Here is a 25,006-nt window from a genome sequence, read left to right as displayed (position 1 = left end):
CGGCCGCTTCGCCAAGGGCGCCCCTTCTATCTGCCGCCTTCGGCGCGCGACGAGGCGGGACGTGCCGACGCATCCTGTCCGCACCGCATCCGCCTCAGGAAGAGGGAGAGGAGGGCAGCCTGCGGGTGGCGGGTGAAGGTCTGGAGAGAGTCTCCGGCCCACCCGCCATGGAGAAACGTCATGGCTAAATCTCAACCCAGGCTGGTCCTCGACCCGGTCCAGGCGATCCCGCTCGACCGGATCGACCTGTCCCAGGCCAATGTCCGGCGCATCAAGAATGGTGTCTCGATCGAGGCGCTGGCGGACGACATCGACCGTCGCGGCCTGCTTCAGTCGCTCAACGTCCGCCCCACGCTCGACGCCGACGGTCACGCGACCGATCGGTTCGAGGCGCGGCCGGCGGTCGACGTTATGCGGCGCTGCAGCTCCTGGTGAAGCGTAAGCGGCTCGCCAAGGACGCCCCGGTGCCGTGCGTGGTGAAGGCAGCGGATGGACCGATCTCGGCCGAGGAGGACTCCTACGCTGAAAAACGCCATGCGCGAACGGCTTCATCCGCTCGACGAATTCCGGGCGATGCGGACGCTCAACGACAAGGGCGACGATGCCGAGACCATCGCCGCGGTGTTCGGCACCACCGCCGCGGTCGTGACCCAGCGGCTCAAGCTGGCTTCGGTCTCGCCCACGCTGCACGACGTCTATGCCGCCGACGGCATGACGCTGGACCAACTCATGGCTTTTGCGGTCAGCGAGGACCATGAGCGCCAGGAGCAGGTCTGGGATCTGGGCAACCATGGCTACACCATGGCGCCCAGGTTCATTCGCGATCGCCTGACCGAAGCCAGTGTTCGCGCCGCCGATCGCCGCGCGCGCTTCGTCGGTCTCGACGCCTATGTCGCAGCCGGCGGCAGCGTGATGCGCGACTTGTTCGAGGATGATGATGGCGGCTGGCTCACCGATGTCGCCCTGCTCGAACGGCTCGTCGACGAGAAGCTGAATGCCGAAGGCGAACGGGTCGGCACCGAAGGTTGGAAATGGGTCACGGTGTCGCGCGAGCTGCCCTACGGGTTCCAGCGCGGCCTGCGGGAGATCGACGGCACCCGTCCCGAACTCAGCGAAGCCGAGCAGGCCCGTGTCGACGCAATCCATGAGGAGGCTGGGGCGCTTGAGGACGAATGGCAGGATATGCCGGAGCTCCCCGAGGAGATCGAGGCCAAGATCGACGCGCTCGACACCGAACTCGCGAGCCTGGTCGAACGTCCACTGACCTACGATGCCGACGAGCTCGCCCGTGCCGGTGCGTTCGTCACCTTCGACCAGCGCGGCACCCTGTTGATTGAGCGCGGCTATGTGCGGCCAGATGACGAACCGCAGGTCGAGCAGGAGCCTGACCCGGTCACCGGCGAGGTCGCGGCGAACGATGCGGCGATCGAGCCCAGCCAGCCGGGCGAAGGCAGCAGGCCGGCACACCCCGCGCCATCGGACGACAGCGACGAGGAGTTGGTCAAGCCGCTTCCCGACCGCATCATCTGCGAGCTGACCGCGACGCGCACCGTCGCGCTTCAGGACGCCTTCGCGCAGAGTCCGTCGATCGCCTTCGCCGCGGTGCTGCACGCCATAGTCCTGTCGACCTTCTTCCTCGCTAGCCGGGAGTCCTGCCTTGGCATCTCGGTCAACCGCGCGGTGTTCGCCGCCCAGGCGCCTGGTCTCAAGGACAGCCCGGCGGCGAAGGCGATTGCCGAGCGGCACGCGCGCTGGCGTGACCGTCTGCCCAAATCCGACAAGGAGATCTGGGACGCGCTTCAGTTGCTCGACGGCTCGGAGCAGGCCGCTTTGTTCGCGCATTGCGCGGCCTATGCGGTCAACGCTTGCTGGGAGCCGGCCCCGAAATACGACAATGGCCGCACCTCAGCGCACACGATCGCACGCCGGATCGACCATGCCCATGTCCTCGCCCGCACGGTGGGACTCGACATGGTCGCGGCGGGCTGGGCACCAACTGTCGAGAATTATTTCGGCGGGATCACCAAGCCGCGCATTCTCGAAGCGGTCGCCGAGGCCAAGGGTCCGCAGACGGCGGGCCTGATCGAGCATCTGAAGAAGGACGACATGGCGCGCGAGGCCGAACGCCTCCTCGCCGATGCCGGCTGGCTGCCCGAACCGCTCCGCACGCCTGTGATCGACGATCCGGCGGACGATGCCAGCAGCCTTCCGGCCTTCCTCGCCGACGATGTCGACCAGACGGCCGATTACGCCGTCGCCGCCGAATAACGGCACCGGGCGGGGCGGTTGCGGCCGTCCCGCCTTCTTTTCCCGAACCCCATCGAGCCCGGCCCAGCGCCGGGCTTTCGCGTTTCAAGGAGATCCATCATGACCGACGAAATCCCGGCTCCGGCGTTCGACCCGGAGGATTTCATGGCCCGCTACCAAGCCTATGAGCAGCGCGCTGCTGAATTGCATCCTGCCAACAAGGCCGTGCTGCTCGCAGCGCTCGGTGACGCCGGCATCAGCTGCGTCACCGTCAGTTTCAATGGCTATGGCGATAGCGGCCAGATCGACAATATCGAGGTGAAAGCCGGCGACGCCGATGCCGAACTGCCGGCGACATGCGTCGAGGTCGCTTCGACCGAATTCGGCTCGGAGGAAATCACGCGCCTGAGTCAGCCGCTCGCCAACGCCATCGAGAGCTTCTGCTTCGCCCTGCTCGAGGAGAAGCATGCCGGATGGGAGAATAATGAGGGTGCTTATGGCGAATTCATCTACGACGTGTCTGCGGGCACCATCGTCTTCGATTTCAACTATCGGATCGAGACGTGTGAAAACCACAGCTACGACATTTGAGGAGGCACGCGATGGGACATTGTTATCATCACGCGCTTTCCTCGGTGCGCAAATGGGGCGGCGAACCCGAGGATTATCTGCCGCTCCACCAGTGGTTCGACGAGCCGTCGAAGCTGATCACCGCCGACTTTCGGCACCGGGCACTTCGCCATCACGCCGAGGGCGTCTTCATGCTCGAACGCTTCTTCGGCGCGACGATCACCGTGTCGACCGGCCGTATCGTCCCGGTCCGTCTGATCGGCGAACAGCATGTGATCGAGGATCTTGGCGTCGTGCCGAGCTTCGCCGACTGGGTGCGGTGCATCCGGCCCGAGCCCTGGATGGGCCGTGCCCAGCCGATTCACAAGCTGGTCGATCCTTTTGCGATCGCCGCCTGATCTCACCTCCCATAGTTCAAACTCGAAAGCCCGGCCCCGTGCTGGGCTTTCCGTCTTTCGAATTGTATGAAATCGTCACGTCGCCGTTCAACAGGTCCGGACTCAAAGACCTTTTGCGACAACGTCGCGTCAGGAAGACAAGATGGACGACGACTTGCTCGATGCGCTGAACCTTCTGCTCACCCGCGACGATGACGGACGATTGTTCGATTGCGAAGCGGACGAGGGCGGATACCGATCCCAGGAGTTGGAAGACGCGCTCAAGACCATCCGCGCTGCTCTCGGCAAGTCCTGACCGGAATGAATTCCTGATCGGTTTCCACACCTATCTTGGCTGAAGGCATGCCGCCGATCACGACGGCGGGTTGTCATGCTGGTCCCGCAAAGCATAAGCGCCTGTGCGGCGGAAGCCGCATGGGCCGGGCGTTAAGACCACACTTGAGACATGGGCCGACCCCTTTGGCCGCAAGCGGTTTGGACATGCGCGTCGGTCGCCCGGCGGCATTCATATGCTTGGAGCCACAGGACCGACGGGATGGTGCGCAGTCGGCGCTGCGCCCGTTTCCCCCCTGGTCATCGTGCGACCGCGGCAATTCTCGCCGACCATATCGCGCATAGAGCGTTGGCAGCACGAACAGCGTCAGCAGAGTCGCCGAGATCAGTCCGCCGATCACCACTGTCGCCAGCGGCTTCTGAACTTCGCGCCGGCCCCATGGCCAAGCGCCATCGGCACGAAGCCGAGCGACGCTACAAGTGCCGTCATCGCGACGGGCCGGAGCCGGGCCAGGGCGCCGTCACGGCTCGCCGTCACTCGATCCACGCCGTTGCGCATCAAATCCTGGATCGAAGTCACCATGACCAGCCCGTTGAGGACCGCGATGCCGGATAAGGCGATGAAGCCCACGGCGGCCGAGATCGAGAAGGGCATGCCGCGCAGCACGAGCGCCAGGACGCCGCCGACCAGCGCCAGCGGAACGCCGGTGAACACGATCGCGGCATCGCGCGCCGAGCCGAGCGCGCCGTAGAGCAGCAGCAGGATCAACGCGAAACAGCCCGGCACGACCAGCGCGAGCCGCGCGCGCGCCGATGCGAGATTCTCGAACTGGCCGCCCCATTCGAGATAGATGCCCGCCGGCAACCGCACGTCACGCGCAATCGCCGCCTGCGCTTCCGCCACCACGCTCGCGACGTCGCGACCGCGCACGTTGGCCTGGACGACGACCCGCCGCTTGCCGTTTTCGCGGCTGATCTGATTGGGGCCGTCGTCGATGCGGATATCGGCGACGCTTGCCAACGGCACCGATGCGCCGGAGGGCGTCGGCACGGGCACCTGCCCCAGTCTCTCGAAATTGGCGCGATCGACGTCGGACAGGCGGATGACCACGGGGAAGTGGCGATCGCCCTCGAAGATGACGCCGGCCTCGCGACCGCCGACCGTCGCGGCAATGGCCGCCTGAACGTCCTTCGCGGTGACGCCGAGGCGGGCGGCCGCATCGCGGTTGAAGGCGATATCGAGCATCGGCAGGCCTTCGGTCTGCTCGACCTTCACGTCCTCGGCGCCTTTGGCCCGGCGCAGCACGGCGGCGACCTTGTCGGCGACATCGTTCATCTGGCCGAAGTCATCGCCGAACACCTTGACCGCGACATCGCTGCGGACGCCGGCAATCAACTCGTTGAAGCGCATCTGGATCGGCTGCGTCACCTCGTAGGAATGGCCCGGAACGCCGGCGAGCCGTTTCTCGATACGCTCGACCACGTCTGCCTTTGCCTCGCTCGGATCGGGCCATTGATCGCGGGGCTTGAGCATGACGAAGGTGTCGGTCGCATTCGGCGGCATCGGATCCGACGCCAGCTCGGCCGTTCCGGTCCGCGAGAACACCGTCTTGATCTCGGGCATTCCGGCGAGGGCCTTCTCGATCTGGAACTGCATCTTCTGGCTCTGCTCGACCGACGTGCCCGGCACGCGAAAAGCGGACACGAGAACATTGCCCTCGTCGAGCTGGGGCAGGAACTCCTGGCCCAGCGTCAGATAGCCGCCGGCCGCAAGCGCGAGCGATGCCACGGCGACGCCAATCGTGAGCTTGGGGCGGCTGAGCGCATGGTCGAGGCCCGGTTCGTAGCGCCGGCGCAGCCATCCGACGATCCGCCCTTCCTTCTCCTCCACCGGTTTGCTCAGCCAGACGGCGATCGCCGCCGGCACGAAGGTCAACGAGAGGATGAAGGCGAATAGCAGCGCCATGATGACGGTCAGCGCCATCGGCTCGAACGTCTTCCCCTCCACGCCCTGGAGAGTCAGCAGCGGCACATAGACGATGATGATGATCGCCTGCCCATAGACCGAGGGACGGATCATCTCGCGCGCGGCCTGGGCGATCACGGACAGGCGCTCGCCGAGGTCGAGTTGCCGACCATGGCGGTGCTGTCGCTCGGCGAGGCGGCGAAGTGCATTCTCGACTATGATGACGGCGCCGTCGACGATCAGACCAAAGTCCAATGCGCCGAGGCTCATTAGGTTCGCGGAGACGCCGACGCGGAGCATGCCGAAGCTGGTCAGCAACATCGTGACCGGGATGACCGCTGCCGCGATCAGCGCCGCGCGAAAATTGCCGAGCAGCAGGAACAGGACGACAATGACCAGCACCGCGCCTTCGCCCAGGTTGCGGGCGACGGTCGAGATGGTCGAGTTCACCAGTGCGGTGCGATCCAGCACGGGCTCGATCACGACATCAGGCGGCAGCGACGGGCCGATCTTGCGCAGCCGTTCGCCCACGCCGGTCGAAACGGTGCGGCTGTTCTCGCCGATCCGCATCACGGCGGTGCCGGTCACCACCTCGCGGCCATTTTCCGATGCCGAGCCGAGGCGAATGCCCTGGCCGAGACGGACCTCGGCGACCTGCCCAAGCAGGATCGGCACGCCGTCGCGGGTGGCGATCACGGTGTTGCGAAGCTGGGGGATGCTGCGGATGCGGGCGTCGGCACGCACCGCCAACCCCTCGCCATTGCGATCGACCACGCCAGCCCCGATCGCGCTGTTATTCGCTTCCAGCGCCTCGCCAAGTTCGGCCAGGCTGAGCTTGAGCGCGGCGAGTTTCTGGACGTCGGGCACGACAAGATATTCCTTGTCGAAGCCGCCGAGTAAGTCGACGCCGGCGACACCCGCGACCGACTTCACCTGCGGTGCGACAATCCATTCCTGGACGCTGTGGAGGTAGGTCGCCCGGTCGGCCTCGCTGACGAGGCGGTCCCCTTCGGGCGTTATATAGCTGCCATCGGGCTGGATGCCGGGTTCGCCGGGCTTGTGCCGCTCATGGCCACGCTCCTGATAGTGGAGCGTCCACATGTAGATGTCGCCCAGACCCGTCGCGATCGCGCCCATTTCGGGCGTGACCCCGGCCGGCAGCGCCTCCTTCAGGTCGTTGAGCCGCTCGGCCACCTGGGCCCGCGCGAAAAAGATGTCGGTCGTATCGGAAAAGACCGCCGTGACCTGAGCGAAGCCATTGCGGCTCAGCGACCGCGTGCTCTCCAGGCCCTTGATGCCGGCAAGCGCGGTCTCGACGGGAAATGTGACCTGCTTCTCGATCAGCTCGGGCGCAAGCGCCGGCGCCCGCACATTGATCTGCACCTGATTGTTGGTGACGTCCGGCACCGCGTCGATCGGAAGTTGCCTGAGCGACGCAATCCCGATGATGGCAGCAACGACGGTGAGCAGCAGGACAAGCCAGCGCCGCGCGACCGCAAGGGTGACGATACGTTCGATCACGGCTCAGTCCTCGTCCCCGCCCGCACTCTTGCCGAGTTCGGATTTGAGGGTGAAGCTGTTGGCCGACGCAACCTGTTCGCGCCCGGTCAGGGCCGAGACCACGACGATCGTGTCGCCCGACTGGGCGCCGAGCGTCACCGGCGTTGCCCTGAAGCCGTCCTCGGTCCGGACGAACACGACGGATTTGCCGTCAATCGTCTGGATCGCCGTCAGCGGCACGCGGATGCTGGTGTCGCCGTTGCCGGCGAGCTGGATCGCGGCGGTCACGGATTCGCCGACCCGCCACTCACCGGCTCGATTGTCGATGGTCGCCACGACGGGAACGAGCCGCGTCTGCGGGTCGAGCGCGGGCGAGACGAAGGTGACGCGGGCCTGCGCCGTCCGCCCCGGTGCCGTCACCGCGATAGCCGCGCCCGGTCGCACCCGGCTTGCGTCCGTCGGTGACAGCGACAGCGAGAGGGAAACGGTCGACAGATTGGCGACGCGGAACAGTTCGGCATCGGCCGCCACGGTCTGGCCGAGCATGGCGTTCCGGCCAATGACCTGGCCGGAGATCGGCGCGACGATGCCGACGCGGTTGAGTGATCCACCGCCGCCGCCGGTGGCGGCCAATTGCTGGCGCGCGAGGCGAAGCGCGATACTCGCTTCCGTCGCCGCGGTGCGCGCCGCAATCAGATCCTGCTCGGGCGACACGCGCTCGGCATAGAGGCGCTGCTCGCGGGCATAATTCGACTGCGCGAGCGCGAGACGTGCGCGCGCCGCCTCGACCTCGCCCTTAAGCGAGGCTGCCTCGCGGCTCTCGATCACCGCCAGCGTCTCGCCGCGCCGGACGGCCTCGCCAAGATTGCGGTTGAGCGCCACCACCCGCCCGGCAATCGCGGCGGACACGATTTGCGTACCTTGCGGGCTGCCCTCGACGGTTGCCGGCAACTCGATCGCGCCGCCATTCCCGCCGACGGTCGGATGCACGATCTCGATTCCGGCCGTTCTGATCTGGTCGGCCGACAGCTTGACTGTATCTGCCTTCTTGCCGCTCTCGCCCTTGGCTTCCCCGGCCGCCTCGGTCTTTTCGCCGCTATCCTCCTTAGCGGCATGCCCGCCACATCCGGTGAGCAGCACGGCGAGGAGGAGCGGCGGGACCGCCCGGAAACGGGATGACGTCATCGGATCAGTCCTTGCGTGCGGAAGCGGTCAGGCGGTCGAGCTGGGCCTGGGCGTTGTGGAAAGCGGCAAGTGCGTCGATCGCGCCCGATCGGGTTTCGGCCAGCGTGCGTTCCGCCTCGAGCAGATCGAGCTGGCCGAACTTGCCTTCGCGATAGCCGATCCGGGCAATGCGCGCCGCCTCCTGCGCTGCGGCGAGGGAAGGCCCGGCGGCGGTTCTAGCGGCCGCTGCGGCGTTGGCGACATCGGCCTGCGCTTGCCCGATTGCCTGTTCATTTTCGAGTTCGGCAGCGCGGCGGAGCGCCGCAACTCTGTCGCGTTCGGCGCTTGCCTGCGCGACCGAAGACGCACCGCTGTTGAAGAACGGCAGCGGTACGGACACGCCAAACACCGCCGCCACGTCATTGTTGATCGGCAGGCGCCGGATTCCGGCGCTCAACGTCACATCGGGAAGGCGTTGCGAGCGTGCGAGGCGAAGTTGCGCCTCTGCCGCTTTTTCGTCGGCCCGCGCGGTCGCAACGGTGAGATTGCTGTTCGCATCGCGGCGGGCCGGCCCATAGCCGTCGACCCGGTCGAACCAGGACTGGTCGAGCGCGCCCGTCACGGGCCGGCCAATCCGGCGGCCGAGATTTACCCGTGCCAGGTCAGCCAGACGGACAGCGCGGTCCACCGCCGCGTCGGCGCTGATCCGCAGCACTTCGGCGCGCTGCTCCTCAAGCGGCGACGCGCGACCAGCCACAACCCGAACATGGGCCGCGCGAAGCGCCTCTGCCGCGATCGCCGCCTGGTCCCGTGCTGTCGACAGACGCCGATCGGCGGCGACGGCTTCCACATAGGCTTGCGTTACGGCCAGCCGGAGGTCCGCGCCGGCCGCGACGCGCTCGATCTGCGCGCGATTGCCCTGGGCATCGGCAACCGCGATCCGGGCCGATCGCTTGCCGCCCAATTCGACCGGTACGCCGAGCGAGACGGTCTGCTTGGGCGCTTCGATGTCGTTATAGCGCGCGAACCACCGACATTCTCGATGTCGCGCTCAGCGACGGGTTTGGCCGAAGACCGGCGACACGGCGGGCCGCGCCCGCGGCACGCACGCCGGCATCGGCAGCGTCGATATTGGGCGAGGCCGAACCAGCGAGGTCGAGAGCGTCCGCGAGCGTCAGGACGGGGGCGTTCGCGGGTGCGGCCGTCTGGGCACGGGCAGCCGGGGCGCCGAATGCGGCGGCGAGGACGACCGCGACGAGCGCGCAAGCCAAGGGGTTCGAGCGTGATGGCATGGGACCTGGGACTTAGAGGGTGGGACTGAGTTCGCCCCGCGCATTGCGGACGATCTCATAGGCAGAATGGAGAAACAGGAGGGCAATCACGCCGGCGACCAAAAGGTCGGGCCATGCGCTGCCGGTCCAGGCGACAAGCCCGGCCGCGACGATCACGGCGATGTTCGCAACGGCGTCGTTGCGGCTGAACAGCCAGATGGCTTTCACATTGGCGTCGCCTTCGCGGAAACGGGCGAGAACCAAAGCCGCGGTGACGTTGACGGCAAGTGCCACCACACCGATCCCGCCCATCAGCTCCGCTTCCGGCACGGTCGCATGCAGCGCCCGCCAGATTGCGAAGCCGATGACGCCCAGGCCCAGGCCGCCCAGGAAAAGCCCCTGGGTGAGTGCGACCCCGGCGCGGGCGCGGGCAGACCATGCGAGCGCCATCAGACCCAACAGGCTGATCGAGCCATCTCCGAGGAAGTCGAGCGAATCCGCCTTCAGGGCCTGGCTGTCGGCGATGAAGCCGCCGACCAGCTCGCACAGGCCGAAGGCGAGGTTGAGGACGACGACGATGGTGAGCGCGCTTCGATAGGCAGGGTCGTGCTGCGCGCGTTTCTCGTCGCCATGACAGGCGCAGGAGCTGGAAGCGGATTCGGTCATCGGCCTTCCCTACAATCTCTAGTCACTGTAGGAGCAAGCAAAATGCGAGCAGTTCGCGATAGTCAGGAAAGAGGACGGCATGAAGATCGGAGAGCTGTCGCGCGCGACCGCCACCAAGGTGACGACGATCCGCTTCTATGAGGAGATCGGGTTGCTCGACCGGCCGGTGCGGACCGAGTCCAATCGGCGCACCTATGCGCTTCGCGATGTCGATCGGCTCAACTTCGTTCGCAACGGCCGCAGGTTGGGCTTCTCGATCGAGGAGATCCGCTCGCTCATTGCGCTCGCGAGCGAGCCTGGGCGCGATTGCGGGGAAGCCATGGCAATCGCCTCTCGCCACCTCGCCGCAGTCGAGGAACGATTGGGACAGCTCGCAGCCCTTCGCGACGAACTGGCGGCGATGAGCCGGAATTGCGATCGCCAGCGGATCGCCGATTGCCGCGTCATCCAGGCGATTGCCCGGCCGGCCGCCTAGCAAACATGCCATCTCTCGCGAAAAGGCTTGATCCTCCAGCGGCTGGAGGAAGTAGGCGCCGACCGAGCGCTGCGATTATAGACAGCGACCAACCGAGTAATGTGGTGAAGCGCAATTCGGACGTCTCGACGGTGCAGCGACGATCGATACTCGCCGGCCTTCTGTCCGGCAGTGGCTTGGCGATGGCTGCCACGCCGTCCCGCTTGCTCGCCATGATGGCGCGTCGGGGCGGATTGTGGAGCGGGCTCCCTTCCGATGCCGATTGGGACAGCTTCGAAATGGCAACCGGCGATACGCTGGTGGTGCGCGCGGACGTTGGCGGAATTTCGGTCACGGCTGTTCTCGACAGCGGCAGCGCCGCTTCGATCATCAGCGCTTCGCTCGCGAGGCGACTGGGACTGGACGGTGCCGAGAAGCGCACGATTCGCGGATTGGGCGGACGAGCCTCTGCGGGGATCGTCCGCGACCTCGATGTCGTGATCGGCAAGCAGGCGCGCTACCTTGCGCTGGCCTATACTGCCGATCTCGATACGGCGTCGGCCGCGTTCGGGAGGCAGATCGATCTGATACTGGGTCAGGACGTGCTCGCCGGTCGATGCCTGGCGCTGGATTTCGCGAATGCTCGCTACGCCTTGGCCGAGCGCTTTGCAGGCGGACCGGATTGGGCTTCCGCGCCGATGGGGCACGGGAGCAATCGCGAGCTGCTGGACTATGCGTCGATCGGCGGGCTCGATCCCGTACCGCTCGTGGTCGACCTCGGGAGCAGCACAGCGCTGATACTGTCGCGCGACTATACTGATCGACACGGCTTGCTGGACGGTAAGCCACGTTCAACCGCGATTCTCGGCGGTGTCGACGGCAAGCGTCTCGCAACCTCGTTCATGGTGGATCGCACGGAGGTTGCAGGCCTCAGGGTGGATGTCATCCCCGCGCTCGCCGTCGATGATTGGCTTTCCGGCAGCACGGTTGGCAATATCGGCCTGCCGTTGTTCGCCCAATTCGACGTGGTGCTCGACTTCACGATCGGACGGCTGTGGCTTCACGCGCTCGCGGCAAGCCGCCGACCGGCCATGCTGGAGGACCATAGTGGCCTCGGCCTGGCGACTTCCACCAACGCCCTCGTTGTGGTCCATGTCGCGGCGGGAAGTCCTGCGGCGCGCGACGGTTGGGTGATCGGCGATCGGATCGTTGCGGTCGACGGCCGTCCGGTCGATGTCACCTATACGCGAGGGGCGCTCTGGCGCTGGCGCTTCGGAGCTGCCGGAAGACGCGTGAAGCTCACGGTCGACGGCGGTGCCGTCCGCGAGATCCAGCTCGTCGACTATTATTGATCCGGGCCGACCGATCCTCGTCCATGACGCGCATCACACCGTCCCGATAATTGCTATTGCGTCGTGCTCGCAAAGTTCTTGCTTCTACAGCTACTAGAGGTTGTAGGGCGTAACGATGTCCTACCTCCCTTTTCGCCGATTCTCAGCGGCAACGGCTCGGCGCGTCCTCGCCTCGGTTATCGCACTTTTTTGGCTCGTCACGACACCGGCCGGGCTGAGCGCGGCACCGGCCGCCGACCCGAACGACGTGCAAACCGCCTGGCGGCTGCTCGACTATATGGCCGTGGACTATGGCGGCGCTGTCGATGAAGGCCGGATAAAAAGCGCTTCTGAATATGCCGAGATGACGGAATTCGCGGCATCCGTGACGGCGCGGCTCAGGACCTTGCCGTCCACGCCGCAGCGCGCGGCATTGATGTCGGGGGCCGCGCGCCTCCAGGCCGTTATCGGCCGCAAGGGATCGCCCGAAGAAGTCGCGACACTGGCGCACGGACTGGCGGCAGACCTTCTCCAGGCCTATCCCGTCCCGCTCGCCCCCGCCACGCCGCCGAGCTTCCCACGGGGCGAGGGATTGTTCCAGACGACCTGCGCCGTGTGCCACGGCGCGACCGGTGATGGGCATGGCCCGAATGCCGCCAAGCTCAGCACCCCGCCGATCGCCTTCACCGATCTGACCCGCGCCCGCCAGCGAAGCATATTCGCGCTGTATCAGGTCATCGGCCAGGGCATTGACGGGACCGCCATGCAGAGCTTCGCCGATCTCCCAAGCGAAGATCGCTGGGCGCTCGCGCTGCGGGCCGGGAGCTTTGCCTTTACCGATGCGCAGGCACGCGAAGGCGAACGCCTGTGGAAGACGGATTCGGCGCTTCGGCAGCGCATACCTGACCTCAAGACTTTGGTGTCGCTCACCCCGGCGGCGCTTGCGTCGAGCATCGGCGAACGGCCGGCGCTGGCGGTGATGGCCTATCTGCGCCGACACCCGGAAGCGGAGGTCGCGCAGGCCCCGGCTTCGCTGGCGCTGGTTCGGGGAAAGCTCGCCGCCAGCCTCGACGCCTTCCGCAAAGGGGATCGTCGCGCCGCCAAAGAGATTGCACTCTCCGCTTATCTCGACGGGTTCGAACCGGTCGAGCCCACCCTAGGCGCACGCGACGCTACATTGCTGAGCCGGATCGAGGGTGAGATGGGCGAATATCGCGCCGCCATCGATCAGGGTGTTTCGGTGGAGGATCTCGCGAATCGTGTGCTCGTCCTGAACGGCTTGTTTGACGACGCCGAAGCGGCTTTGGCGCCAAGCGCGTCCAGCAATGCCTCGACGTTTGTGGGAGCGTTCACGATCCTGCTGCGCGAGGGGCTGGAAGCCCTGCTCATCATTGTCGCCATGATCGCCTTTCTCCGAAAGGCTGAGCGCACCGAGGTTCTTCCCTATGTCCATGGCGGTTGGGCCGGCGCACTCGCGGCAGGGCTGCTCACCTGGTTCGTCGCTACCTATGCGATCGGCATCAGTGGTGCGAGCCGCGAGCTGACCGAAGGGTTCGGCTCGCTGTTCGCTGCCGTGGTGCTGCTGTCGGTCGGAATCTGGATGCACGGCAAGGCGCAAGCCGATCAATGGCAACGCTACATCCGGGACAAGATGGCGCATGCCCTATCCGGTCGGTCGGCTTGGGTCTTGTGCGGACTCGCCTTCGTGGTCGTATACCGGGAGGTGTTCGAGACGATCCTGTTCTACGCGGCGCTCTGGGCGCAGGGTAATGGCGGTGCGTTGCTCGCGGGTGCCGGCGCGGCGGTATTGCTGCTAGGCGTGATCGCCTGGGCCATGCTGCGCTACAGCCGCCAGTTGCCGATCGCCCAATTCTTCTCCTACAGCTCGTGGTTGATGGCGGGGCTGACGGTTGTCCTGGCCGGGAAGGGCGTCGCGGCGCTTCAGGAGGCGGGGATCATCGACATCGCGCCGTTGGCGGCAGCGCCGCGCCTTTCGATGCTCGGCATCTTCCCGACTTGGCAGTCGATCCTGACTCAGTTTGCGATGGCCGCCGCGATATTCGTCGGTTTCTCGTTCAATCGGCGGCGGGCGTCCTGAGGCAGTCCGCTCTATACAGAGAAAGATAGCCTATGACCGCCGCATGCTCGCCTGGCGTCGATACCGGCTTCGTGTCGCTTGGTTATGCCAAGGTCGCGTGGCTGGGATTGGTCCAGGGAATAACCGAGCTGCTCCCGATATCCTCGACAGCTCATATGCGCGTCGTTCCCGCACTGCTGGGCTGGCGCGACCCCGGCGCGGCTTTCTCGGCGGCGATGCAGCTTGCCGCCCTGGTGGCGGTAGTCAGCTATTTTCGGAGGGACGTGATCCGGCTCGCAGGTGGCTCCGTCTCAGCTATCACCCAGCGGCGTTTTGACGACGCCGACCTGCGTCTGACGCTGCGGATTGGGCTCGCCACCCTTCCGATCGTGATCGCCGGCGGCGCGCTCAGCACCATCCTCAACCAATGCGCTTCGCCGCTTCGCAGCCTCACAGTGATCGGCTGGGCCTGTATTGGCATGGCGCTGCTGATGGCACTGACCGAGATCACGGCACGGCATCGGCGTACCGTCGAGAACTCCTCGCTTGTCGATGCGCTTGTGGTCGGGCTTGCTCAGGTAGGTGCCTTGATTCCTGGTGTGTCGCGGTCGGGCTCGACCCTCACCGCTGCCTTGGCGCTCGGCTTCAAGCGCGAGGAGGCGGCGCGCTTCTCCTTCCTGCTGGGTATCCCGGCGATCGCGCTTGCCGGGCTTAAGGAGCTGTGGGAACTCCACCGGGCAGGGCTCGACCTGCATGGCTGGTCGGTGCTGGGGCTGGGCTTGCTCACGGCCTCAATCTCCGCCTTCGCGGCAATCTGGGCGTTGATGCGAATCCTTGAGCGCTTCTCCGCGTGGCCCTTCGTCATCTATCGCGGCGCCCTCGGCATCCTCCTGCTCACGATGATCGCGCGGGGCGCGCTGGCCTGAAAGCACGGAGCCGGAATGGCGTCAGCCATCCCGGCTCCGAAGCGGTCATTGCGGGTGAACGCCGGTAACCTCTCCCGAGCTTCCGGTAAGTGTGACGTCGAAATCGACCTTCTCGCCTACCTTTGCCGCACCGGTGATCGCGGGTGCTGCCTTGAACGTCATCGTCATCGCCGGCCATTTTGCTTCGGGGATCGGACCATGGTTGAGCGTGATGGTGCCTGCGGTCTCGTCGATCGCGGTGACCGTGCCATGACCCTTGGCCTTGATGGCCGAGGTTGTGGAGGTTGCCATCGCCATATTGCCCATATCGCCGCTCATGGCTGCGGCAGGCGCCGCCTGGTTGGTCTCGGCCGCAACGGGCGTCTCCGCCTTCTTGCCGCACGCAGCGGTCAGGGCGACGAAGCCGAGGGCAATGGTCAGTCGTACATAGTGCATGGTCTTCTCCTTGCAGATTAAACGGGTTGATGGGTCGGCTTGGTCTTCGGCTTGCGGAGCAGCAGATAGGCTGCGGGCAGGACGAACATCGACAGCAGCGGCGCGGTCAGCATCCCGCCGATCATCGGCGCGGCGATCCGGCTCATCACCTCGGAGCCAGCCCCCGATCCGAGCAGGATCGGCAGCAGGCCGGCCAGGATCACCGCGACGGTCATTGCCTTGGGCCGGACGCGAAGCAGCGCGCCTTCGCGCACCGCGGCTTTTACCTCGGCTGCATCCGGATTGGCGTCCCGCTCCTCAAGCGCGTTCTTCAGATAGATCAGCATCACCACGCCGAACTCCGCCGAAACGCCGGCGAGTGCGATGAACCCGACCCCGGTCGCGACCGACTGGTTGAAGCCGAGCAAATAGAGCGTCCAGATCCCGCCGGTGAGCGCGAACGGCAGCGTACCCATGATCAGGGCCGCCTCGTCGAACCGACCGAAGATCATGTAGAGCAGCACGAAGATGATCAGCAGCGTCGCGGGCACGACCAGCTTCAATTTAGCGACGGCGCGCTCAAGATATTCGAACTGGCCGGAATAGGCGATGCTGACGCCCGGCGAGAGCTTTACCTGTTTCGCCACCGCGCGCTGGAGATCGCCCACGACTGAGGCGAGGTCGCGTCCGCGCACATCGACATAGACCCAGGTCGAGGGCCGCGCATTCTCAGTCTTGAGCATGGGCGGCCCTTCAGCGATCGATATGTTCGCTACCGTACCGAGCGTTATTTGCTGGCCTGAAGGGGTGAGGACCGGCAGTGCCCGCAAACCCTCTAGGCTGTCGCGCAGCTCGCGCGGATAGCGCACGCTGATTGGATAGCGGGCTAAACCTTCGACCGTTTCGCCGATCGTCTCGCCACCGATCGCACCCGAGACGATCGCCTGCACATCGGTGATGTTGAGCCCGAACCGGGCGGCGGCAGCGCGATCGATGTCGACATCGACATAGCGCCCACCGGTCAGTCTCTCCGCGAGCGCCGAACTGACGCCGGGCACGGTCTTCGCCACCGTCTCGACGTCATGGGCGATACGGTCGAGCTGGACGAGATCGGCACCCGACACCTTGACCCCGATCGGGCTCTTGATGCCGGTCGCGAGCATGTCGATGCGGTTGCGGATCGGCGGCACCCAGACATTGGCGAGGCCGGGGAGCTTCACCGTGCGGTCCAGTTCTTCAACGAGCTTGTCGGGCGTCATCCCCGGCCGCCATTGATCGCGCGGCTTGAACTGGATGGTAGTCTCGAACATCTCCAGCGGTGCCGGATCGGTGGCGGTCTCGGCACGGCCGGCTTTGCCGAATACGCTCTCAACCTCGGGCACGGTCTTGATCAGCCGGTCGGTTTGCTGGAGCAGTTGCGAGGCTTTCGCCGCCGACAACCCGGGCAGTGCCGACGGCATGTAGAGCAGGTCGCCTTCGTCCATATTCGGCATGAACTCGCCGCCGAGACGGGTGAGCGGCCAGGCCGTGGTCGCAAAGACCAGCGCCGCGATCAGGAGCACTGTCTTCGGTCGCCGCATCGTCCAGTCGATCGCGGGCCGGTAGATATTGGTGAGCCAGCGGTTGACCGGGTTGGATTGCTCGGGCGGGATCCTCCCTCGGATCAGCAAACCCATCAGGATCGGCACCAGCGTCACCGACAGGATCGCCGCCGACGCCATCGCATAGGTCTTGGTGAAAGCGAGCGGCGCAAACAGCCGCCCTTCCTGTCCTTCGAGTGTAAACACGGGAATGAAGGAGAGCGTGATGATCAGCAGGCTGAAGAACAGCGCCGGGCCGACCTCCGCGGCGGCTTCGGTGATGACGATCCAGCGCATCTCGCCCTCGAGATGCTTGTCCGGGTGATCCTGCTCCCAGCGCTCGATCTTCTTGTGGGCATTCTCGATCATGACGACAGCGGCATCGACCATCGCGCCGATCGCGATGGCGATGCCGCCCAACGACATGATGTTGGCATTGACCCCCTGGAACCGCATGACGACGAACGCCGCCAGCACCCCAAGCGGAAGGGTGAGGATCGCGACCAGCGCCGAGCGGACGTGCCAGAGGAACAGGCCGCAGACGATCGCGACGACGATGAACTCCTCGATCAGTTTGTGAGTGAGATTGTCGACTGCGCGATCAATGAGCTGCGAACGATCATAGACCGTCACCACCTCGACGCCGGGTGGCAAGCTCTTTTTCAGGTCGGTGAGCTTGTCCTTGATCGCAGCGATCGTTTCTCGCGCGTTCTTGCCCGAACGCAGGATCACCACGCCACCGGCGACCTCGCCCGCGCCGTTCAGCTCGGCGATGCCGCGCCGCATCTCGGGACCGATCTGGATCGTGGCGACATCACCCAGACGCACGGGCACGCCACCGGCGGCGGTCCTGAGCGGAATCGCCCGGAAGTCGTCGAGCGTCTTCAGATAGCCCGAGGCGCGGACCATATATTCGGCCTCGGCCATCTCCAGCACCGAGCCGCCCGCTTCCTGGTTGGCTTGGCTGATCGCCTGGACCGCTTGCTGATGGGTGATCCCATAAGCGGCCAGCTTCACTGGATCGAGCAGCACCTGATACTGCTTGACCATGCCGCCGATGCTGGCGACCTCGGCGACGCCGGTCACCGTCTTCAGCTCGTAGCGCAGGAACCAGTCCTGAATCCCGCGGAGCTGCGACAGGTCGTGGCGGCCGGTGCGGTCGACCAGCGCATATTCATAGACCCAGCCGACCCCGGTGGCGTCCGGTCCGAGCGCGCTGCGGGCGCTTGCCGGCAGCCGTCCCTGCACCTGGTTGAGATATTCGAGCACGCGGCTGCGTGCCCAATAGAGGTCGGTGCCGTCCTCGAAGATCACATAGACGAAACTGTCGCCGAAGAAGGAGTAGCCGCGCACCGTCTTGGCGCCGGGCACCGACAACATGGTCGTGGTCAGCGGATACGTGACCTGGTTCTCGACGATCTGCGGCGCTTGGCCGGGGTAGCTGGTGCGGATGATGACCTGCGTGTCGGAGAGATCGGGGAGCGCGTCGATCGCGGTCGATCGCACCGCCCAGACGCCCACGCCAATGAGCGCCAGTACGCCGATCAAGACGAAGAAGCGGTTCCTGACCGACCAGCGGATGAGATGGGCGATCACTGGCCTGCTACTTTCGCCATGCGGCGCACCGTCGGTCCGGCCGGAGGTTGATCGAACCCGAAACGGACTCGATCGCCGGTCTTGAGGCCGCGCGCGATCTTCGGATCGGGAAGCTGGAAGGTCATCGTCATTGCCGGCCAGCCGATCGCCGGCACTGGTTCGTGGCTCAGCGTTACCGTATTAGCGGTGATCTGCTCGATCTTGCCGACGGTCTCGTAGAGCGCCGCGGTAGCTGCGGGCTTGGCAGCCGCTGCCGGAGTCGTCCCGCCGATCGGGCGCGCCTGCAGACCCGACAGGCTGGCCTCGGAATCGATCAGGAATTGGCCCGAGGCGACGATCTTTTCGCCTTCGTTGAGGCCCGCGAGGATCTCGGTGTCGTCACCGGACTCCCTTCCGGTTTGCACCTCGGCCGGCCGGTAGCGCCCCTTGTCGAGCGCGAGCATCACCAATGTCCGCTTGCCGGTACGGATCAGCGCTTCGGACGGCACCAGCAGCGCCGGTTGCGTGGCTCCGCCGAACGACACGGTCGCGAACATGCCGGGACGCAGGCGCCCGCCACGATTGGGCAACTCGATCCGGACGGTCAGCGTGCGGCTGTCGGCCTGGGTCTCTGGCAGGATCGCGGCCACGCGGCCGGAGATGGTTTCGCCGGGGAACGCCGCGAGCGTGGCCTGCACGGTCTGTCCGGGTTTGAGCGGACCGGCGATCGCCTCGGGCACCGCGGCATTGAGCCAGACCGTGCCGAGGCCGTTGACCTCGGCGAGTGTCTGCCCTGCCGTCATCGTCATGCCAGCGCGTACATCCAGTGTCTTGATCACGCCCCCGGTCGGCGTGGAGATCGTGATGACATTGTGCGGCCGCCCCGTCCGCTCGACCGAAGCGATCGTGCCTGCCGGCATGCCGAGCAGCATGAGCCGTTGCCGTGCCGCCTGGGTCAGCGCCGCGTTGCCGGCGCGGCGGACCGCGAGAAACTCGGCCTGTGCGCCGCCCCATTCCGGCACCAGCAGGTCGGCAAGCGGGGCACCGGCGCCGATGATGTCGCCGGGCGCGCGGGCATAGACCCGTTGGACGAATCCGCCTGCGCGTGTCTGGACGATGGCGACATCGCGCTGGTTGAAATCGATCGTGCCGGTGGCGGTCAGGCTGCTCGCCAGCTCGCCGCGCCGCACGACGACCGTGCGCAGCCCCAGCGTCTGCGCCGTGGCCGGATCGATCCGCACGCCGGGTGCCTCGCTCCCGCCCTCGTCGGCATATTTGGGGACGAGCTGCATATCCATGAACGGCGATTTGCCTGGCTTGTCGAAGTGCTGCGACGGCACCATCGGGTCATACCAGTAGAGCGGTTTGCGGCCGGCATCGGCTGTTTGCTCGGGTGCGCCTTCATGTCCGCCGAGATGGGCGATGCCATAGCCTGCGCCACCGGCGACGAGGGCGAGCGCTGCGGCGGCAAGACCCAGTCGGCGCGCGGTGATATCATGAGGCTCATCGCTCTTCGCTCCGGTAGGTGAGAGTCAGCCGGGCGCCATCGGCGGCAACCAAAGCTTCGCGGTCGAGGGTGGTCAGGGTCGCGTCCGCCAACGCGGCGTAGGCGTCTGCGATATCCACGAGGCTGGCGCGCCCTGCCGCGTAACTGGCGGTTTCCAGTTTGACGCGCTGCTCGGCGAGCGGTTGCAACGTGCCGTGTGCCCGCATCCATTGCTCGTGATGCATGACATGGTCGGCAAGATCGGCTTCGAGGTCGGCAGCGAGCGCCCGTCGGGCCGCCTCGCGCTGGGCCAGTATTCGCCCGGCATTAGCCTGGGCCTCGGCGATCTGGGCGTTCTGACGATTGCGGGTGAAGAAGGGCAGACTGACGGTCACGCCTGCCGAGACATAATCGCCGAAGCGGGGATCGCGGCGCTGGTAGGCCAGGTTGACACCGAAGTCGGAGCGCCGGCCGGCATCGGCCATTCGAACATCAGCATCCGCCTGGCCGGATTGGGCATCGATCATCCGGATGGTTGGTTGCCGATCCAGGCCCGCTCGAAGCGCAACTGGATCGACTGCAAAATCAGGAATCGGCCCGGCAATCTCAGGCGCCGGATCGCCCGTCCAGCGGGTCAATGTCGCACGCGCACGCGCGACGTTCGAGACCAGTTCGCTGCGGCGATCCTGCAGCGCCGCGACCGCCTGCTGTCCGGCAAGTGTCTGCGCCGGCCGGGCGTTGCCGGAAGCGACCGCGCTGGTCGTGGTCCCTACCACGCGCTGGAGCCGTGACAGTAGGTCGTCGAGCGCGGCCAACCTGCGCTCGGCATAGGCCAGGTTGATCCAGGCGAGCGCGGTGCCAACTTCGACGGTGCGAGCCTCAACTGCCGTATCGGCCTCCGCCGCCTTGATGTCGCTATCGGCGCGCGCCTGTTGCGCATGGCGCTTGGCGAGATTGGGAATGTCCTGGGATACCCCGACCCGCGCCATGGTGAAATTGTCCCGCTGCGGCTCAAACGCGAGCGGTCCCGAGATCGGGAAACTCTCGACACTCACGCCCAGCGTCGGATCGGGCAGCGCACCGGCCGCACCGCGTGCCGAACGCGCGGCATCGGCGCCGAGCGCCTTGGCCTTGAGCGACGGCGCTTCCTGCCGGGCGCGCTGGAGCGCAGCGTCGAAGGTGAGCGGCCCGGCGGACGCAATGCCGGGAATCGCCGCGAGCAGCGGCAGACATAGAAACAATCGCATGGAAATCTCCTGATCGCGAGATCAGGCCGGCATCGCGCAAGTGACGGGCACATCAGTGGCGGCGGAATGGGGGGCATCCCGCCGCCACTGCTGGCCTAGCCGTCTATGCGACCTGAAGCGGCCAGAACCTGTGCCTAGCCGGCCGAAGGGGCCGAAGGCGATGCCATGCCAGGCATTCCCTTCATGCAGTTAGCGGCGGCAGTGCTGCTCATCTTCATCATGTCGCAGTTGCAGCTTGCGACCTGCGTGGCATCTGGCACCCAGACACGCCGCGGTGCCTGCAACGGCGCACGCGGCCCATATTGCGGAGCCCGCTGCCACTCATAGTGACCCTGGGCCTGGCTGGATGCGGCGCCCTGCGCGAACGCGGGTGCTGTGATTGCGAGAGTTGAAAGCGCGACCGCGATCGTCGCGGCCGACAGGTTGATCGTTTTCATGATACTATCCTTGGTCTGAAATTCACTCTGGCGCGGGTTACGGCGCGCTCCGTCAGCCGCTCAGGGCTTCAGGAAGCGCGAACCCGCGCGCGAAGGTCAGGCAAGGAAGGTGGGTGGTTCCGGTTCAGGCCCGGTGTCGTGGCCGGTAAGGATGACCGATGTCGGCCAGAACGCTCCGGCAATCGGTGTCAGTTGGGCCGTCGACGGCGCGGCCGAATCTTTGACGCCGAGCACAGCGCTGCACGCGGCCATTGCCATGCAGCCGGGTTTGGAACCCTTGTCGGTCTTACCGGCTTTGGACGCGCAGTCCATGCAGCCGGTTGCCATCTTGCAGTCCGGCATGGCGGCATTGGAAGCGATCTGGTCCTGCGTCATCAACAGGCACGGCGCCGCGACCGCTATCCCGTTTCCGGCGAGGCCGAACAGGATGCCAATGCACAGGAGATGGCGCAGCAACTTCAGCACAGTATGAAAATGCTCCTCCCTTCCACGGGAGTCAATTCGTTGCGGCTGCGAAGAAGGTTACGGGTGCCGGAATCAGCCATCGCGCGCGAGCCTTTCGATGATAGGGCAGTCAGGCCGTGCATCGCCATGGCAGCGCTCGGCCAGATCGACCAAAGTATGGCGCATCGCCTCTAGTGTTTCTGCCTTGCGCTGGAGTTCCTCGGCTCGCGCGGTCGCCAGCGCCTTCACTTCCGCGCTTGATCGGCCCCGGTCGTTCCACAAGTCGAGCAGCACGCGGATTTCCTCGATCGGAAAGCCCAGGTCGCGTGCATTGGCGATGAAGTGCAGCCGGTGGAGATCGGCCGGCGAATAGTCGCGATAGCCGCTGTCACGACGCGGTGCGTGCGGGATCAGCCCGATCTTTTCATAGTGACGGATCATCCGCTGCGACACGCCGCTCGCCTCCGAGGCCTGGCCGATGTTCACAGCTTGACCCTATTTAGCCGGAGCGCGTTCAATACCACCGTGAAGCTCGACAGCGCCATCGCCGCGCCCGCAAACATCGGTGACATCAATATGCCTGCGACCGGATAGAGCACGCCCGCCGCGACCGGCACGCCGATCCCATTGAACAGAAACGAGAAGAACAAATTCTGGCGGATATTGCCCATCGTCGCGTGTGCGAGCCGCCGCGCGCGCACCATCGCCGCCAGGTCGCCCTTGGTCAGCGTCATGCCTGCGCTCTCGATCGCGACATCCGTGCCGGTGCCCATCGCCACGCCAACATCGGCCGCGGCGAGCGCGGGCGCATCGTTGATGCCGTCGCCGGCCATCGCCACTGTCGCGCCCTTCGCCTTGAGCTCACCGACGATCTGCGCCTTGTCGTCGGGCTTGAGATCGGCATGGACTTCATCGATCCCGCCGATCTGGCGCGCGATTGCCTCCGCCGTTCCCCCGGCTGTCGCCGGTCAGCATTACGATCCTGAGCCCGTCACGGTGCAGCTCCGCGATCGCGGCGCGCGCGGATTCCTTGAGCGGATCGGCAACCGCGATGAGGCCGGCGAGGCGCCCATCGATCGCCACCAGCATGACGCCGGCGCCCTCTGCCCGATGCGCCTCCGCCGCCTTGTCGAGCGCGGCCGGGTCGACGCCGACACGCCGCATCTGCGCGGCATTGCCGACGACCACCGCACGACCGCCGACGCGGCCGCTAATGCCGAGGCCGGTCTGCGATTCGAAATTTTCGAGCGGCTCCAACGTGAGCTTCCTGGCTTCGGCCGCCTCGACGATCGCACGCGCCAGCGGATGCTCCGAACGGCTCTCGACCGCCGCCGCAGCGGCGATCAGTGCGTCTTCGCCTAGGTCGCCGAGCGCCTCGGCGGCGATCAGCCTGGGCTTGCCCTCGGTCAGCGTCCCGGTCTTGTCGATCACCAGCGTGTCGACCTTTTCCAGCGCCTGCAGCGCCTCGGCATTCTTGACCAGCACGCCGGCATGCGCGCCGCGCCCGGTGCCGACCATAATCGACATCGGTGTCGCGAGTCCGAGCGCGCAGGGACAAGCGATGATCAGCACCGCGATCGCGTTCAGCAGCGCATGGCCGAAGCGCGGCTCGGGGCCAACCAAGTTCCACACCGTAAAAGCGGCCAGCGCGACTACGACGACCAGCGGCACGAACCAGCCCGAGACGCGATCCGCCACCGTCTGGATCGGCGCACGACTGCGCTGCGCCTGCGCCACCATCTTGACGATCCGGGCGAGTACGGTGTCGGAACCGATCGCCTGCGCGTCGATCACCAGGCTCCCGGTGCCGTTGACCGTGCCGCCGGTGACCTGGGCCTGCGCTTCCTTGAGCACTGGTGCGGGCTCGCCGGTCAGCATCGATTCGTCGACCGAGGAGCGGCCCTCGATCACCACGCCGTCAACCGGAATGGCTTCGCCGGGCCGGACGCGCAGCTTGTCGCCGACGGCAATTTCGGCCAGCGCCACCTCGCGCTCGATACCGTCGGCATCGAGCCGCCGCGCCGTCTTGGGCGCAAGGTCGAGCAGCGCGCGGATCGCGCGTCCGGTCGCCGCGCGGGCGCGGAGCTCGAGCAGCTGGCCGAGCAGGACCAGTGTCACGACCACGCCGGCCGCTTCATAATAGACCGGCACCATCGCGCCATGTTCACGGAAGCTCGGCGGCAAGAGGCCGGGCGCGACCGTTGCGACCAGGCTGTAGAGGAATGCCGCGCCGACGCCGATCGCGATCAGCGTGAACATATTGTAGTGTCGGGTCCTGAGCGATGCCCAGCCGCGCTCAAAGAAGGGCAATCCGCCCCACAACACGATCGGCGCCGTCAGCAGCAGTTGCACCCAGGGCGACCACATCGGATCCACGAGATGGATGCCAAGCATCTCGGCGCCCATCGAAACGCCAAGCAGCGGCGCGCACAGAACCGCAGACACCCAGAATCGTCGCGTGAAGTCGATGAGCTCGGGGTTGGGCGCGTCGTTGAGCGAGGGCTCTTCGGGTTCGAGCGCCATGCCGCAGATCGGGCAAGTGCCCGGCCCTTCGCGGCGGATCTGCGGGTGCATCGGACAGGTCCAGATCGCTCCCGGATTGACGGCGGGCGCAGGGCGCCGATCACCTAGATAAGCTTGCGGGTTCGCGACGAATTTGGTCCGGCAGCCCGCGCTGCAGAAATGATAGTCCTGGTCGTCATGCGACGCCTGATGCGGCGTGGTCTCAGGGTCCACGGTCATGCCGCAGACCAGGTCCTTCACCTTGCCTTCGTTTCTGGCGTCGCCGGCGCAGCAATCGCTTCCGGGATGCGCATGGTGGTCGGCATGGTTCATCTGACGGTCCTCCGATGCGAGTCTGTGTGGAGCTTGACATCATGTCAGGGTCAAGACCCTAATTGATTCGGCAGCCTGTCGGACTGACGCGTGCCGTTCAGCGCTTGTCCGCGGTGAGAATTTCGATCGTGCCGGTCATCGTATG

At 66.0% G+C, this 25,006-nt stretch carries 19 protein-coding genes and 3 pseudogenes; 10 read left to right on the top strand and 12 right to left on the bottom strand.

The window, feature by feature from the left end:
* From NW75_RS26785 to NW75_RS24630, 6 genes are all read left to right on the top strand, one after another.
* Positions 1-188: hypothetical protein (locus NW75_RS26785; RefSeq protein WP_231565271.1), on the top strand; the 188-nt coding region annotated here is incomplete at its 5' end.
* Positions 181-435 carry a hypothetical protein gene (locus NW75_RS27905; RefSeq protein ID WP_331386176.1) on the top strand — a complete coding sequence of 85 codons (255 nt, stop codon included), beginning with the start codon at positions 181-183 and terminating at the stop codon, positions 433-435. The genes NW75_RS26785 and NW75_RS27905, both read left to right, overlap by 8 nt.
* Before the next feature lie 99 nt (positions 436-534).
* Positions 535-2,268, top strand: a complete 1,734-nt coding sequence (locus tag NW75_RS16910) for a ParB/RepB/Spo0J family partition protein (RefSeq protein ID WP_331386175.1) — start codon at positions 535-537, stop codon at positions 2,266-2,268.
* 99 nt (positions 2,269-2,367) lie between these two features.
* A complete protein-coding gene (locus tag NW75_RS16905; RefSeq protein ID WP_052192471.1) occupies positions 2,368-2,838 on the top strand; it encodes a DUF6878 family protein in 471 nt (156 codons plus the stop codon).
* Positions 2,839-2,849: 11 nt separating this feature from the next.
* Entirely contained in the window at positions 2,850-3,215 is a 366-nt protein-coding gene (locus NW75_RS16900; protein WP_033966328.1) for a DUF6915 family protein, read from the top strand.
* Positions 3,216-3,357: 142 nt separating this feature from the next.
* Positions 3,358-3,510: a hypothetical protein gene (locus tag NW75_RS24630; RefSeq protein WP_156143061.1), complete on the top strand. Its 153-nt coding sequence runs from the start codon at positions 3,358-3,360 to the stop codon at positions 3,508-3,510.
* 274 nt (positions 3,511-3,784) lie between these two features.
* Here the strand turns inward: NW75_RS24630 and NW75_RS16895 are convergent.
* The 4 genes and pseudogenes from NW75_RS16895 to NW75_RS16880 all read right to left on the bottom strand — a co-directional run.
* Positions 3,785-6,975 (bottom strand): annotated as a pseudogene (locus NW75_RS16895) (efflux RND transporter permease subunit); the annotation flags it as partial.
* Positions 6,976-6,978: 3 nt separating this feature from the next.
* The gene (locus tag NW75_RS16890) at positions 6,979-8,139 is read right to left on the bottom strand and encodes an efflux RND transporter periplasmic adaptor subunit (RefSeq protein ID WP_033966327.1); all 1,161 of its coding nucleotides are present in this window, start codon (positions 8,137-8,139) and stop codon (positions 6,979-6,981) included.
* A gap of 4 nt (positions 8,140-8,143) precedes the next feature.
* Positions 8,144-9,410, bottom strand: a pseudogene (locus tag NW75_RS16885) (TolC family protein).
* A gap of 12 nt (positions 9,411-9,422) precedes the next feature.
* Positions 9,423-10,055, bottom strand: coding sequence for a cation transporter (locus NW75_RS16880; RefSeq protein WP_033966326.1), 633 nt, complete (start codon positions 10,053-10,055; stop codon positions 9,423-9,425).
* A 79-nt stretch (positions 10,056-10,134) separates the two neighbouring features.
* On the opposite strand from NW75_RS16880, the gene NW75_RS16875 reads away from it, so the two are divergent.
* The 4 genes from NW75_RS16875 to NW75_RS16860 all read left to right on the top strand — a co-directional run bounded on the left by NW75_RS16875 (position 10,135) and on the right by NW75_RS16860 (position 14,843).
* Positions 10,135-10,530, top strand: a complete 396-nt coding sequence (locus NW75_RS16875) for a MerR family transcriptional regulator (RefSeq protein ID WP_033966325.1) — start codon at positions 10,135-10,137, stop codon at positions 10,528-10,530.
* Between the two features lie 104 nt (positions 10,531-10,634).
* A complete protein-coding gene (locus tag NW75_RS16870; RefSeq protein ID WP_231565270.1) occupies positions 10,635-11,861 on the top strand; it encodes an aspartyl protease family protein in 1,227 nt (408 codons plus the stop codon).
* Between the two features lie 115 nt (positions 11,862-11,976).
* Complete coding sequence (locus NW75_RS16865) at positions 11,977-13,938, top strand: FTR1 family protein (protein WP_033966324.1); 1,962 nt, start codon at positions 11,977-11,979, stop codon at positions 13,936-13,938.
* Positions 13,939-13,970: 32 nt separating this feature from the next.
* The gene (locus NW75_RS16860; protein WP_033966323.1) at positions 13,971-14,843 is read left to right on the top strand and encodes an undecaprenyl-diphosphate phosphatase; all 873 of its coding nucleotides are present in this window, start codon (positions 13,971-13,973) and stop codon (positions 14,841-14,843) included.
* Between the two features lie 45 nt (positions 14,844-14,888).
* Here the strand turns inward: NW75_RS16860 and NW75_RS16855 are convergent, their stop codons facing one another.
* From NW75_RS16855 to NW75_RS16820, 8 genes and pseudogenes are all read right to left on the bottom strand, one after another.
* The gene (locus NW75_RS16855; RefSeq protein WP_033966321.1) at positions 14,889-15,278 is read right to left on the bottom strand and encodes a copper-binding protein; all 390 of its coding nucleotides are present in this window, start codon (positions 15,276-15,278) and stop codon (positions 14,889-14,891) included.
* 17 nt (positions 15,279-15,295) lie between these two features.
* Entirely contained in the window at positions 15,296-18,433 is a 3,138-nt protein-coding gene (locus NW75_RS16850; protein WP_033966320.1) for an efflux RND transporter permease subunit, read from the bottom strand.
* The gene (locus NW75_RS16845; RefSeq protein WP_231565269.1) at positions 18,430-19,755 is read right to left on the bottom strand and encodes an efflux RND transporter periplasmic adaptor subunit; all 1,326 of its coding nucleotides are present in this window, start codon (positions 19,753-19,755) and stop codon (positions 18,430-18,432) included. The genes NW75_RS16850 and NW75_RS16845 overlap by 4 nt, the downstream gene beginning before the upstream one ends.
* 160 nt (positions 19,756-19,915) lie before the next feature.
* A complete protein-coding gene (locus NW75_RS16840) occupies positions 19,916-21,145 on the bottom strand; it encodes a TolC family protein (RefSeq protein WP_033966317.1) in 1,230 nt (409 codons plus the stop codon).
* Positions 21,146-21,279: 134 nt separating this feature from the next.
* Positions 21,280-21,582 carry a hypothetical protein gene (locus NW75_RS16835; RefSeq protein ID WP_033966316.1) on the bottom strand — a complete coding sequence of 101 codons (303 nt, stop codon included), beginning with the start codon at positions 21,580-21,582 and terminating at the stop codon, positions 21,280-21,282.
* Between the two features lie 96 nt (positions 21,583-21,678).
* Positions 21,679-22,047: a hypothetical protein gene (locus tag NW75_RS16830; protein ID WP_033966315.1), complete on the bottom strand. Its 369-nt coding sequence runs from the start codon at positions 22,045-22,047 to the stop codon at positions 21,679-21,681.
* Positions 22,048-22,119: 72 nt separating this feature from the next.
* Positions 22,120-22,512 (bottom strand): Cu(I)-responsive transcriptional regulator, encoded by a 393-nt coding sequence (gene cueR / locus NW75_RS16825; RefSeq protein ID WP_033966314.1) that lies wholly within the window; start codon positions 22,510-22,512, stop codon positions 22,120-22,122.
* Positions 22,509-24,861, bottom strand: a pseudogene (locus NW75_RS16820) (heavy metal translocating P-type ATPase). The gene cueR and the pseudogene NW75_RS16820 overlap by 4 nt, the downstream one beginning before the upstream one ends.
* Positions 24,862-25,006 lie beyond the last annotated feature (145 nt).

The organism is Sphingomonas sp. Ant H11 (assembly GCF_000797515.1).
In the GTDB taxonomy this organism is placed as follows: domain Bacteria; phylum Pseudomonadota; class Alphaproteobacteria; order Sphingomonadales; family Sphingomonadaceae; genus Sphingomonas.
This window is presented reverse-complemented; position numbering and strand designations above follow the sequence as displayed.